At 39.2% G+C, this 13,351-nt stretch carries 9 protein-coding genes; 4 read left to right on the plus strand and 5 right to left on the minus strand.

What is annotated here, in order from left to right; all coding sequences use genetic code 11:
* Nucleotides 1-70: 70 nt before the first annotated feature.
* The 4 genes from RAH34_RS13380 to RAH34_RS13395 all read left to right on the plus strand — a co-directional run bounded on the left by RAH34_RS13380 (nucleotide 71) and on the right by RAH34_RS13395 (nucleotide 4,636).
* The gene (locus RAH34_RS13380) at nucleotides 71-757 is read left to right on the plus strand and encodes a response regulator transcription factor (RefSeq protein WP_002982671.1); all 687 of its coding nucleotides are present in this window, start codon (nucleotides 71-73) and stop codon (nucleotides 755-757) included.
* Nucleotides 758-834: 77 nt separating this feature from the next.
* The gene (locus tag RAH34_RS13385) at nucleotides 835-1,479 is read left to right on the plus strand and encodes a hypothetical protein (protein ID WP_306596459.1); all 645 of its coding nucleotides are present in this window, start codon (nucleotides 835-837) and stop codon (nucleotides 1,477-1,479) included.
* A 19-nt stretch (nucleotides 1,480-1,498) separates the two neighbouring features.
* Nucleotides 1,499-1,861, plus strand: a complete 363-nt coding sequence (locus tag RAH34_RS13390; protein ID WP_185144376.1) for a hypothetical protein — start codon at nucleotides 1,499-1,501, stop codon at nucleotides 1,859-1,861.
* A 69-nt stretch (nucleotides 1,862-1,930) separates the two neighbouring features.
* Nucleotides 1,931-4,636, plus strand: coding sequence for a TonB-dependent receptor domain-containing protein (locus tag RAH34_RS13395; protein WP_306596460.1), 2,706 nt, complete (start codon nucleotides 1,931-1,933; stop codon nucleotides 4,634-4,636).
* 259 nt (nucleotides 4,637-4,895) lie between these two features.
* On the opposite strand, the gene RAH34_RS13400 is transcribed toward RAH34_RS13395, so the two are convergent.
* From RAH34_RS13400 to RAH34_RS13420, 5 genes are all read right to left on the minus strand, one after another.
* The gene (locus RAH34_RS13400) at nucleotides 4,896-5,393 is read right to left on the minus strand and encodes a phosphoheptose isomerase (RefSeq protein WP_047380263.1); all 498 of its coding nucleotides are present in this window, start codon (nucleotides 5,391-5,393) and stop codon (nucleotides 4,896-4,898) included.
* A gap of 24 nt (nucleotides 5,394-5,417) precedes the next feature.
* A complete protein-coding gene (locus RAH34_RS13405) occupies nucleotides 5,418-7,700 on the minus strand; it encodes a GH92 family glycosyl hydrolase (protein ID WP_306596461.1) in 2,283 nt (760 codons plus the stop codon).
* A gap of 21 nt (nucleotides 7,701-7,721) precedes the next feature.
* Nucleotides 7,722-8,582 (minus strand): ROK family protein, encoded by an 861-nt coding sequence (locus RAH34_RS13410; RefSeq protein WP_306596462.1) that lies wholly within the window; start codon nucleotides 8,580-8,582, stop codon nucleotides 7,722-7,724.
* 132 nt (nucleotides 8,583-8,714) lie between these two features.
* Nucleotides 8,715-11,123 (minus strand): endo-beta-N-acetylglucosaminidase H, encoded by a 2,409-nt coding sequence (locus RAH34_RS13415; RefSeq protein WP_306596463.1) that lies wholly within the window; start codon nucleotides 11,121-11,123, stop codon nucleotides 8,715-8,717.
* Between the two features lie 58 nt (nucleotides 11,124-11,181).
* On the minus strand, nucleotides 11,182-13,335 hold the full coding sequence (locus RAH34_RS13420) for an endo-beta-N-acetylglucosaminidase H (RefSeq protein ID WP_306596464.1): 2,154 nt from the start codon (nucleotides 13,333-13,335) through the stop codon (nucleotides 11,182-11,184).
* Nucleotides 13,336-13,351: the final 16 nt, after the last annotated feature.

A 13,351-nucleotide genomic window follows, 5' to 3' on the forward strand; every position in this document is an offset into this window, starting at 1 on the left:
CAAATATCAAAATATAGAAGATAGAGTGAGGAAGTTCATTCTTAATTGTTAATTTTTAATTATTAAAATTATGAGCAACAGAATATTATTAGTAGAGGACGATCAGAGTTTCGGGGCGGTGCTTAAAGATTATTTAACCATCAATAATTTTGAAGTGACTCTTGCCACTGACGGGGAGCAGGGACTAAAAGAATTTACAGAAAATGAATTCGATATCTGCATATTTGACGTAATGATGCCTAAAAAAGACGGATTTTCATTAGCGGAAGACGTAAAAAAGATTGATAAAAATACACCTATCATTTTCCTTACTGCAAGAAATATGAGAGAAGATATTTTGAAAGGATATCAGTTGGGTGCAGATGATTATATTACAAAGCCATTTGATACTGAGCTACTTTTATACAAAATAAAAGCAATTCTTCAGAGAAGTTCTACTTTGGAAAATGAAGAACAGGAGCAGTTTAAAATCAGCAATATTTTCTTCGACTCTATGCTGAGACAGCTGAAAGTTGGTGATAAAGAATATAAACTTTCTCCTAAAGAAAATGAATTATTAAAACTTCTTTGCATCCACAGAAATGATTTCATGCCGAGAGATCTTGCTTTAAGAAAGATCTGGAAAAAGGAAAATTATTTTACCGCAAGAAGTATGGACGTTTATATTGCTAAGCTTCGTAAGTTATTAAAAGACGACGAAGGATTGGAAATTATCAACGTTCATGGAGAAGGATTTAGACTTTTGGTAAAAAATTAATCTAAAAATCAAATTATAAGTATAAAATTAGCAAAACAATTGAAATGTTTTGCTAATTTTGTTTCATACCCATGGATATGAAGAATACATTTATAGGTTTGATCACCATATCACTCTTAGCTACATCCTGCAAAAAGGATGAAAGAGCTACTTACTTAAAAGAAGAAGCCAACGCTGGCCAGCCCAACGTAGCTCTAAATACCACCTCAAAAACCGCTCTGATGGAACAGGCAGGCATCCAGTCCAACGCAGCTCCTGCTCCTATGGCTACCGCTCCGGGAATGAATCCTCCACACGGGCAACCGGGACACCGATGCGATATTCCGGTAGGACAACCTTTAAATGGTCAACCTGCTGCAGCTACTCCCGCTACACAAAATGTAAACGTGAGCGGAGGCAATACCATCCAGATTGATCCGAATGCCGTATCGCCAGGGAAAATTGCCCTTGATAATAACGGGAAACAGGTAAAAACCGCTCCGGGAATGAACCCTCCGCACGGACAGCCCGGACATCGTTGTGATATTGCGGTAGGCCAGCCTTTAAACAGTAAACCCGCTCCTGCACCACAATCAGCACAAAATGTAGTTCAGCCTTCCCAAAGTCCGGCTCCTGCACCTGCTGCACAGAATCTGGCGATGGGCGAAAAACCCAAACTGAATCCGGCACACGGGGAACCTTGGCACAGCTGCTCTCTAAAAGTTGGTGATCCTTTGCCATAAATTTTGTATTTTTGCAGAAATGAAGCTGTTTCACATACTTGCCATAGTGTTTTGCCTGGGAGTCTTTCTGATTCCTAAGGACGATTTCTATGCGCAGGGAATGCAGGAAACATGCTGTAAAGCAGAGTCTTCCAAAAAAATGGACTGCTGTAAAAATCATTCTTCAAAAAAGGACAGCAACCATGATAAAACAAAATCATGTAAAGATGACTGCTGCTCATCATGTGTTGCCTGTTATACTTTTATTGAAACCCCTTTCTCAAAAAATCTACGTTTGGAACTGTCTTATTACAAAGCGAATAAGAATCCTCAGTTCCAATATTCAGATCCTTATCTTTCTGACCGTTTAAAAGAAATCTGGCAGCCGCCCAAGATAGGTTAATTAAAATATCCAGGGTTCATTATGTTCTATAGTGAACTGTTTTTTAATTAATTTAAACTTTTAAACAAAATGAAATTATATATTTCCAGGTTGATACTTGGTGCATTATTCCTATTTACACAATATATATCTGCTCAGACACTTTCAAAAAATCAGTTCAAGGTAAAGGGGAACTGTGAAATGTGCAAAACAAGAATTGAAAGTGCTGCAAAAAAAGCGGGTGCAAAAACGGCAGTTTACTCCATTGATCTTCAAACGTTAACCTTTGAAACAGACAAAGCATCAGCTGATGATATTCTGAAGAAGGTAGCTGAAGCAGGTCATGATAATGAGAAATTCAAAGCGCCTGATACAACCTATGAAGGACTTCCGGGATGTTGTCATTACGACAGAGATCTCCAGCCTTCACAGTCAGAAACCAACCATGAGCACCATGCAGAGGCTACTATTTCCGCTAAAAAAGAGAATGAATTCTATGTAAGGGGAAACTGTGCTTCTTGCAAAGCCAGAATTGAAAAAGCATCCAAAGATGCCGGAGCCAATACTGCGGAATGGAATGCAGAGAAACAAACGGTTACTTTAAATTTTGATCCTTCAAAAACCTCATCGGATAAGATTTTAAAAGCAATTGCTGATGCCGGTCATGATAATGAAAAATATAAAGCTTCAGATGCTGTTTACAATGGTCTTCCGGGATGTTGCTTATATGACAGAGACTTTACTTTTGGTGAGCCCAATCCAAAAGTTCATTATGAAGAAGCAACAAAGCATGAAGATCATAAAGATAATGAAACCTCTGCAACTAAAGAAGATCATTCTCAGCACGAAAAAAGTATTGATGGTGTTGTTGTAACAGGTTCTAAAGCAGCAACAGCTTTAAGCAAAAAAGAAGCAGGACTTGTCTTTAATATTGATAAAAAAGAGCTGTTAAAGGCAGCTTGTTGTAATCTATCTGAAAGTTTCGAAACCAATGCAACGGTAGATGTTTCTTTCAGTAATGCGGTTACAGGGACAAAACAGCTGAAAATGCTTGGATTGGATCAGAAATATACCAGCTTAACGAAGGAACAGCTCCCTGAAATCAGAGGATTGGCTTCTGCCTATGGATTAAATTTTATCCCGGGAAGATGGATTGAAAGCATCCAGCTTACCAAAGGAGGAAGTACCGTAACGAACGGTTATGAGAGTATCACAGGGCAGATCAATACTGAGCTTTTAAAGAATGCCAAGACGCCTGAAACGTCGCTGAACCTTTTTTCTGACTTCAACGGCAGAGCAGAAATCAATATCACCAATGTTTCTCCGATCAACGATAAATGGTCACAAACCTTCCTTCTGCATGGAAACGGAACGTTTGGAAATACGGATATGAACCATGACGGTTTTCTGGACAGACCAAAAGGGACACAGATCAATGCAACATATTTACTGAATTATAATGATCTTGAAAAGTCGGGATTCGGGTCTCACTTTGGAATTAATTTTATCAGAGATGAAAGAACGGCAGGACAGATTGGTTTTGATAAAAAACTGGGTCAGGACAAGCAACCTTTTTATGGGGTAGGAATCGATATTTCAAGATTTCAGGTCTGGAATAAAACTGGGTATGTTTTTAAAGGAAAACCTTACCAGAGTATCGGATGGATGAACCAGTATGTGTATCACCAACAGGACAGCTTTTTCGGATTGAGAAATTATGCGGGACAACAGCATACTTATTATTCCAATTTAATTTTTGAAAGCATCATCGGAAATACCAACCACAAGTATAAGGCTGGAGCAAGTTTCTTATATGACGGTTATAAAGAAACGTATTTGCTGGATGATATGAGAAGAAATGAAATTGTACCCGGAATTTTTGCTGAATATACTTTAACAGGTTTAAAATATACTTTAGTAGCGGGTTCAAGAATAGATTTTCACAATCTTGCAGGAACTCAGTTTACACCAAGATTGAACTTTAAATATGATTTCACGCCTCAGACTATTTTAAGACTTTCTGCGGGAAGAGGATTCAGAACAGCAAATGTATTTGCGGAAAGCCAGCAGTATTTTGCATCAAACAGAGCGATTAATATTCTACCTAATGGAGGAAATATTTATGGATTAAGACCTGAAATCGCATGGAATTATGGAGCGAGTTTACAACAGGAGTTCAAGTTGTTCGGAAGAAAATCAAGCATTGTTGCAGACTTCTTCAGAACAGATTTCCAGGATCAGGTATTGGTAGATCTGGATCAATCTCCTCAACAGCTGACCTTCTATAATCTGGATGGAAAGTCTTTTGCGAATTCATTCCAGACTCAATGGGATTTCATGCCTGTCAAAAATCTTGAAGTAAGACTGGCTTATAAATATTATGATGTGCAGGCTGATTATATCGGCGGAAGAAGAGAAGTTCCTTTTATGGCGAAGCACAGAGGTTTTGTGAATCTGGCCTATTCGACCAATAAAAATGATAATGGCGGATTCTGGAGTTTTGATACGACTTTAAACTGGGTTGGAAAACAAAGACTTCCTGATACTTCAACGAATCCAGCAGAGTTTCAACTGCCAACGTATTCGGAATCGTATGCAGTTCTTAATGCTCAAATCTCAAGAAATTTCAATAAAAAAATCAGAGCTTATGTAGGAGGAGAAAACCTTACTTCTTATTATCAGAAAAATGCGATTGTGGATTTTAAAAATCCTTTCGGAAGCTATTTTGACGGAGGAATGGTATATGCTCCGATTATGAAGGCGAACTTCTATGTAGGACTGGACGTGACGTTTTAAAGGCTGGAGGCTGGAAGAATGATGCTGAGTGTACCTACAACCAAGTAAAGTTTTATCTTATTGAGGATAATAGCTGAATACATAAAAACCTTATAGGTTTCAGAAACCTATAAGGTTTGATTTTTACCACAATCAAGTAAAATTCGCCACTCACAGCGGGGAAAATATAAAAGTTTTGAAAACCACCAGTAACTCCCCTCTTCCAGCCTCAAGCTTCCTTACCAATAAAAATTCCGCTTCAATGAAGCGGAATTTTTATTTATCTTCCAAAGTCGTCCTGTACTCTTACGATATCATCTTCATCTGACGGATTGGATGCATCGGTATGCTGCCAGATTTCAGCTACAATTCCCCAGCCTGCAAGACCAATTAATCTGTGTCTTTCGCCCTGCTGAAGTTTCACCTGATCTTTCGGGCCGTATTCTCCCAACTCTCCTTCTTCATCGGTATTGCTTCTTTTGATTCCTACCGTTCCTTCTACAACCTGCCAGATTTCAGCTCTTCTGTGGTGGTACTGCCAGCTTAATCTTGCTTCAGGAGCTACGATAAGGATTTTCGGGCTCAGTTTTCCTCCTATTCTAAGGTTGTCTACATCAATTCCATCGAAATATTGGTTAGCAAAATCCTGTGCCTGTGTTTCATCAATCACAAAGAAACCTCCCCACGGTCTTGTATCATCTTTTGCTGCGATATTAAAACCTTGTGTCTGCAGCATGCTCTCTACTCTATCGAATATTTCTTTTTTTTCTGTACTCATACAGCTATATTTTTAATTTAAAATTTATTTATTTGATTCTTCTTTTGACATTGAATAAGGGAAATCTTTTTCCTGTGCCCCTCTTTCTTTATTGGGCTTGCTGTCCATTTTAAAGTCTAAAACAGCTCCCTTCATCAGTTCTTTATGGCTCAGCCAGTTTTTGGAATAAGACTGTTGGTTTACATTCAATGATTTTACATATAGATTTTCTGCGTTGTTTTCCGGAGCTTTTATTTCAATTTTCTTACCATTCTCCAAATGAATGGTAGCTTCTTTAAATAATGGTGCCCCCAACACGTATTGATCCGTTGCTGGTGTTACCGGATAAAAACCTAGAGCTGAGAAAATATACCACGCAGAAGTCTGCCCGTTATCTTCATCACCACAATATCCGTCTGGCGTTGCATGATACAATTTATTCATCACCTGTCTCGCCCAATATTGAGTTTTGTAAGGAGCTCCTGCATAGTTGTACAGATAAATCATGTGCTGGATAGGCTGGTTTCCGTGGGCGTACTGTCCCATGTTCATGATCTGCATTTCTCTGATTTCGTGGATCACGCCTCCGTAATAACTGTCATCAAAAACTGGTGGCAATGAGAATACTTCATCTAATTTAGCTTCAAATTTCTTTTTCCCACCCATCAATTCTGCCAGACCGTCAATATCCTGGAAAACCGACCATGTATAATGCCAGCTGTTTCCTTCCGTGAAAGCATCTCCCCATTTGAAAGGATTGAAAGGTTTCTGGAAGTTACCATCTTTATTTTTACCACGCATTAAGCCCGTTTCCTTATCAAATACATTTTTGTAATTATAAGCTCTTTTCTTATAGATATCAATTTCTGAAGCTGGTTTCCCTAATGCTTTTCCTAACTGATAGATTGAAAAATCATCGTAAGCGTATTCTAATGTTCTTGCTGCATTTTCATTGATCTTTACATCGTAAGGAACATAGCCTAATTCATTATAATACTTTACTCCCGCGCGGCCCACAGCTTCTATAGGACCTTCATTGTTTGCTCCGTGCTTTACAGCCTGCCACAGCGCTTCTGTATCATATCCGCGAAGTCCTTTGATGTAAGCATCTGCCACTACGGATGCAGAATTATTTCCAATCATAATATCAGAATATCCCGGACTGCTCCACTCTGGTAAGAAACCTCCTTCTTTGTAAGCATTGGCCAGTCCTTCCTGCATTTCCACATTAATGCTTGGATACACAAGATTCAGGAAAGGATATAGAGCTCGGAAAGTATCCCAGAAACCTGTTCCTGCAAACATTCTTCCGTCAACAATTTTTCCATTGTAAGGACTCCAGTGTTTTATTTTGTTCTGGGCATCTATTTCATATAACTTTTGTGGGAAGAATAAAGTTCTGTATAGAGAAGAATAAAAGGTTCTCATCTGTTGATCAGTCCCTCCTTTTACGTCAATCTTTCCTAAAGTTTTGTTCCAGATATTTTTAGCATCGGTTTTTACCTGTTCAAAATTTCTGTTTCCGATTTCTCTTTTCAGATTCAGTTCTGCCTGTTCAAAGCTGATGAATGAAGAAGCTACTTTTGCGTAAACCGTTTCTTTATTTTTAAGCTTAAATCCTACTACAGCTCCGGTGTGATCACTGGTAATTTCTAACTGATCATTTACCAGTTTATCGTCTTTCCAGGTTTTTGTCAGTTCAAAATCTTTATCAAACTGAATGACAAAGTAGTTTTTAAAATTCTCATATTTCCCGGTAGAATATCTCGTTGTATATCCCAGGATTTTTCTTTCTTTTGGTAAAATCTTGATATAAGAACCTTTGTTTAATGCATCAACAACGACATAAGCGCTGTCTGTCTTTGGAAAATCAAATTTAAAATAAGAAGCTCTTTCTGTAGGAGTGAACTCTGTAGTAACATTGATATCCGCCAGATAAACACTATAAAAGTAAGGCGTGGTCACCTCAGCTTTATGGCTGAACCAGCTTGCTCTTTCGTCTTCTTTAAATTTCACTTTTCCAACTCCCGGCATGACGGCAAAAGCGCCATAATCGTTCATCCATGGAGAAGGTTGGTGGGTTTGTTTAAATCCTTTTATTTTATCTGCATCGTAGGTATATGCCCATCCATCGCCCATTTTACCGGTCTGCGGTGTCCAGATATTCATTCCCCAAGGAAGTCCGACTGCCGGATAGGTATTTCCATTGGATAATGATGGTTTGGATTGTGTTCCCATCAAAGGATTCACATAATCTACGGGAGATACGTTCTGACCTAAAGCCCAGGCCTGTAATAACAGTAAGCAAGTAGAAAATATAAACTTCATTGTATCTTTTCGTTTGTTAATTTATATACGCTTTTTTAATGCATAGCTGGCAGCTCCAAGAATGGCCGCATCTTCAAATATAGCAGAAATTTTAACCTGCAAGTTAATATTATTCTTTGTTAAATTCTGAATAAATCTTTGTTCAAAATGAGGATAAGCTTTGGCAATATTTCCTCCTATAACTAAAACTTCCGGTTTGTAAGAATCTACATATCTGACAATAAACTCAGAAAAAGAGTCTGCATACTCATCAAACATTCGGGTCTGTATTTCTGCAGGTTTGTCCAGAAGATCTTTAGTTCCTGAAATTTCTTCCCCTGTAAGTTCTTTATAGCGATTTACAAACCAGCGAGTCGCCAGATAGTCTTCACTGATGGAATCTCTGAAGGGCGAATCCCATAAGTCTTCATCACTAGCAAATTCTCCATTGAAGAAAGTAGTTCCCAATCCTGTGCCAAGAGTGACCCCAAATATTCTGTTGAATCCCTGGGCACAGCCTCCATATACTTCACCTTCCATAAATGCAGCCGCATCATTTACAAAATGAATCTGCTCCTGAGAAATGTCCAGCCTTTTTGCCAGCTCTTCTTTAATATTGACCTGATAGATATCAATAAATTTTCCCTGCTGCATCAGTGATATTCCGTTGTCATAATCGAAAGGTCCCGGCATTGCAACACCAATTAAAAGATCTTCTTTTACCAGATCATGAGCCGCTTTTTCAATGGCGGAAACCCATGCACTGAAAATAACTTCTTTGTTTTCGAAAGCATCTACATGTTCTCTTACATAGGTTGATGAAATGATTTCACGTTTTTCCGGATCTACCTGAGCCAGCGTGATATGCGACCCTCCAATATCGATTCCTACTATATTCTGCATTATTTTTTATTTTAAATTCAAGACATCCCTGCGACTGAAAAAACAGACAAACAGAAGTACACCTCTGTCTGTCTGCTTTGTATTTCAGACTCTATTTTTATTCGTTATGATAACTATTTCATTATCTTACTTTTACTTCACAATAATTTTACCGGTTGATAGTACTTTACTGTTCGCAGATGTAATTTTGTAAATATAAGTACCACTGATTAAATCCTGCGTATTGACTGCGTTATTATTTTGATTAATATTCTGTTTTTTGAACAATTTTCCTGAAACATCATACAATGCCACTTCAGTTGCCGAATTGTCGCTAATGGCAAAATGAATGTCATTTCCTCGTTTCACAGGATTTGGATAGACTGCACTGTTCTCTTTTACGGATTCTATATCTTTCACGGCAAGAGATGAAGCACAGGCAACATCTGTTCTCCAGTTCGCATCTGTCATATTGATCAGGGTTGCAAAATGAGTGTTGGCTGTAGCATCCAAAGCTCCCATTCCACTCCCTTCATCCATTTTCCAGTTGGCTTCAAGACCTGTGGAATTGGCAGGAACATTACAGCTGTTACTTAAAATTTCCTGTGGTGTTAACGCTTTTTTCCAAACTCTGAATTCATCAAGGAAACCATTGATTGTACGGGAATTGTCATAATTTCTTCCCAGATAAAGAATTCCGTTTGCTGTAAAGTTACCCGTTACTGCAAAAGTAGCATCAAGGTTACCATTCACATAAATTTTCATGGCTGTTCCATCATAAGTAGCTGCTATATGATACCATGTATTGGTGTTGAATGCTGTATTGGTATTCAATTTCACCTGTGATGAACCAAAGCTCAAAATGAATTGAAGCTTATTATTCGCGAGGTTTCCGTCTCCGAAACGAAGCATCGCCGAATTATTATCCCCTACTTCCACTCCTAACACTGATGAAATGTAAGGGAAAGCTGTTTTGAAAGCATTTACTTTTACCCAGCCTTCAAAGGTCACCGCGTTTCCACTCAGGTTAAATTGTCCTGCATTAAGATAATGCGTGCTTCCGTTGAAAGCAAGAGATCTTGCACCCGGGCTTGTAACCGGAGCGAAACCACTGTTGAATGACCCTTCTCCTGAATAGGTACTTGTAGTTCCTCCTGCACATGAGGCTTGTACCTTCCATACATAGGCGGTATTAGGGCTAAGATTTTGTAATGAATAAGAATTGGTGCTAACATTCTGGATTTCAGTCCAGGTTGTAGCAGCAGCAGTTTTATACTGCAGGGTATATGAAGTTGCATTTCCGGCATCCCATGATAGCTGGGCCGTATTACCAAGGAAACTTCCGGAAGTCAATCCTGATGGCGTAGTGCAGCCACTTCCGGAGTTAAACCTTGGTGCAAAAATATAAGTACTTGTTAATGTCGGTGAGCAGTTAGACTGGATTCTCCAATCATAATTGGTGTTCAGGGTAAGGTTGTTGATGACAATATTATTTCCTGAATAATTGTTGGCAACGTTCGTCCATACCGTTGAATTAGCGGGTTTGTAATCAATATTATAAGACTGGGACGCATTGGAAGTCCAGTTCAGTTGCGCTGAAGTTCCTGTCACATTGGAAATATCAAGTCCCAATGGCGGATCACAGGCCTGTCCCTGCGACCATGAATATAGTTGACCGCTTAAAAGTGTATTTTCATTATAAAGAATATTGGATCCAGTACTCAGATAGCTGGCAACATTGGTTCCCGGCAGATCGTACCACATAAACACGCCATATTGATCATTTTTTGTGCTGGTCGCTAAGCTTGCCAGTGTAGTGGCAGAAGTTGAGCTTGGATTCGAGTTTTGTATCCAGGTTGCCGCTGCAGAGATTTTGGATTTATCAAGAGGAGGAACAACAGGTGCATTGTAAGTACTGTACATAGCATTCCATGTATAATTGATATAATTTCCTGCTAAATCTCCATTATACGTTTGTCTGCTTGTAGCCGGACCATAGTAGTAAAATGTAATCAGTTTATCCGGCATTGCCGCTTTCAGCTCCTGTAAAAGCATTACAAAAGAACTGTTATTAGGCTGTCCCGTTCCGTTATTTCCGTATCCTGCATATTCGTCATCAAGGTCTACTCCATCCAGACCGTAAGTGTAAACGGTATGAGCAACCTGTAGAGCAAAATCTTTAGCTGCCTCACGGTTAGGAAAATTAGAAATTCCTGCTCCCTGATGATTTCCTAAAAGGTCAAGCAATACTTTTATTCCCTTTTGCTGTAAAGGTTTCACGTAGGTATTAACATCGTTCAGAACTTTAGTAACGTTGTTATTGTTTGAGATATAAGCACGGTTTTTGGAAACATCATAGTTGATATTCGCTGCAAAAATAATGGCTACATCAAAAAGCTGTCTGTTGGTATTCTGCAAAGTATAGGAACCTGCATTCAGCATATTGTTGTTGTTCACTTCCACATAGCAGACTCCCAAAGGATCAAGCTGCTGTGCTTTGAGCAACGGAGCTGACTGAAGCATCAGAGCCATTAAGGGAATAAAAAAGGATTTTTTTCTCATAGTATATCAATTTTGTAGTAGAAAAAATCATTGGGCCGAAGCCCAATGACTGGGTTTGTTATTTTACAATTAGTTTTTCAGATTGTTTTAAGCTTCCATCATGAGATTCAAACTGAACGATATAATTTCCTGCTTGAATTCTGCTCAATTCATATTGATTATCCCCTGAGTTCAGTGATTTTGTGTCTACGATTCTTCCGTTAAAATCATAAACCGTCAATTTCCCTTTGCTGTATTCATCGGGAACAGAAACTGTCAATGATGAAGATTTGCTTACCGGATTAGGATATAGTTTTATTTGAGTTTTAATATTTACCTGTCCTTCACTTATTGCCTTTTGGCTCGAAGCATTTCTTGCCAATAGTGAACTTCCCGTTGCACATGGCAGATCTGTTCCCCAATTAGAAGAGTCTACGCCTGTCAACGTTAAACTCACTCCGTTTCCGGAAGTATCCTGAACTGTAGAACCACTTCCTTCGTTAAACTTCCAATAAGCAGCCAGTGAAGTTGCCGGAACAGATACATTACACATATTCTGACTGATTTCTGTCTGACTCAATGCACGCTTCCATACTCTTACCTCATCTATTTTCCCATTGAAGTTTCTTGATGTGTTGTATAAATATCCCACGTTGAATGCACCTGTTGAATTCACACTTCCGGTTTGTGCTTTCGTTGCATCCAGAGTACCGTTGATGTAAATTTTCATATTGGATCCATCGTAAGTAGCTGCCACGTGATACCATGTATTGGCATTCAACGCCGTTGCAGAAGCCAGTTTTTGCTGTACGTTATTAATGCTTACTACAAACTGAAGTTTATTATTCGCCAGACCGGCATCTCCTAATCTTAAGAATGCAGAATTGCTGTCACTTACCTCTGTTCCCATGATAGAAGAAATATATGGAGACGCTGATTTGAATGACGAAGGTTTGATCCATCCTTCAAAAGATAGTGCGGAACCGCTTAGATTCATACTTCCAGCTGCTCCTGATTCAGTGCTTCCATCTAAAGACAATGCATAAGAACCCGTAGGCGTTGTTCCTGAAGTACTTGTAAATCTTGGTGCAAACATATAGGCACTTTTCACGCTGCAGTTGGTTCTGATTCTCCAATCGTATTCAGTATTGGCTGTTAATCCGGAAATAGTTACAGAAGTAGAACTTGTTGCAGATACTGCACTCGTCCATGTTGTTGAAGAAGCTGGCTTATAATCAACATCGTAGGTATTGGTTCCAACGGCTGACCAGTTCAGTTTTGCGCTTGTTCCTGTAAGGTTACTTGTGTATAATCCGATAGGGGCATCACAATTGGTTCCCTGTGTCCAGGATTGTAAAGTACCGCTTAAAACTGTTGGTTCCCCGTATAAGGTCTGAGTTCCCGCTGAAAGCTGTGCCGTTTCATTCGTTCCATGTAAATCATACCACATGAATACTCCGTAACCTCCATTTTTAGTTTGGGTGGCCAGACTGGTGGTTGTAGAGTTAGACGTATTTCCCATCCAAACGGCTGCAGGAGAAATTTGTGCTTTGGTAAGAGGTGGTACATTGGGAGCAGAGAATGTTCCGTACATGGCATTCCAGCTGTAGTTGACGTTATCTCCTACTCTGGCGCCATTCCAGGAAAGTCTTGAAGCGGCAGGGCCATAATAATAGAACGAAATAATTTTATTCGGTAATAAGGCTCTGAGCTCCTGAACAAGCATTACAAAGGAACTGTCATTGGGCTGCCCTGTTCCGTTGTTTCCGTATTCTGAGTATTCATCATCAAAATCAATTCCATCAAGACCGTAGGTATTCACTGTATTGGCCAACTGTAATGCAAAGTCTTTTGCAGCTTCACGGGTAGGAAAATTACAGATTCCAGCTCCCTGGTGATTTCCCAAAATAGTCAGCACTACTTTCATTCCTTTTTGCTGAAGTGGCTTTATGTAAGTATCTGCATTGGTAAGAACCTTGGTAACATTGTTATTGGAATACAGATAAGCTCTTCCACGGCTGGTATCATAATTAATATTAGCCGCAAAAATATTCACCACATTAAACAGGTAGCTGTTTGATGTCTGCAGTTTGTACGCTCCTGCATTCAGGAGGTTGTTGTTATTCACTTCCACATAGCAAATTCCGGTAGGACTAAGCTGCTGCGCGTTAATCAGAGAACCAGACTGAAGCATCATGCCAATCAGTGCGGTAAAGATGGATTTTTTTTTCATTGTATAATTTTTTTAA

Source organism: Chryseobacterium sp. WLY505, from assembly GCF_030846215.1.
GTDB lineage: Bacteria > Bacteroidota > Bacteroidia > Flavobacteriales > Weeksellaceae > Chryseobacterium.

What these genes read in the sequence shown, in the direction of transcription:
- RAH34_RS13400 (WP_047380263.1), bottom strand. Translation starts at nt 5,393, where the DNA reads ATGAGTACAGAAAAAAAAGAAATATTCGATAGAGTAGAGAGCATGCTG.
- RAH34_RS13405 (WP_306596461.1), bottom strand. Translation starts at nt 7,700, where the DNA reads ATGAAGTTTATATTTTCTACTTGCTTACTGTTATTACAGGCCTGGGCT.
- RAH34_RS13380 (WP_002982671.1), top strand. Translation starts at nt 71, where the DNA reads ATGAGCAACAGAATATTATTAGTAGAGGACGATCAGAGTTTCGGGGCG.
- RAH34_RS13390 (WP_185144376.1), top strand. Translation starts at nt 1,499, where the DNA reads ATGAAGCTGTTTCACATACTTGCCATAGTGTTTTGCCTGGGAGTCTTT.
- RAH34_RS13415 (WP_306596463.1), bottom strand. Translation starts at nt 11,123, where the DNA reads ATGAGAAAAAAATCCTTTTTTATTCCCTTAATGGCTCTGATGCTTCAG.
- RAH34_RS13420 (WP_306596464.1), bottom strand. Translation starts at nt 13,335, where the DNA reads ATGAAAAAAAAATCCATCTTTACCGCACTGATTGGCATGATGCTTCAG.
- RAH34_RS13385 (WP_306596459.1), top strand. Translation starts at nt 835, where the DNA reads ATGAAGAATACATTTATAGGTTTGATCACCATATCACTCTTAGCTACA.
- RAH34_RS13395 (WP_306596460.1), top strand. Translation starts at nt 1,931, where the DNA reads ATGAAATTATATATTTCCAGGTTGATACTTGGTGCATTATTCCTATTT.
- RAH34_RS13410 (WP_306596462.1), bottom strand. Translation starts at nt 8,582, where the DNA reads ATGCAGAATATAGTAGGAATCGATATTGGAGGGTCGCATATCACGCTG.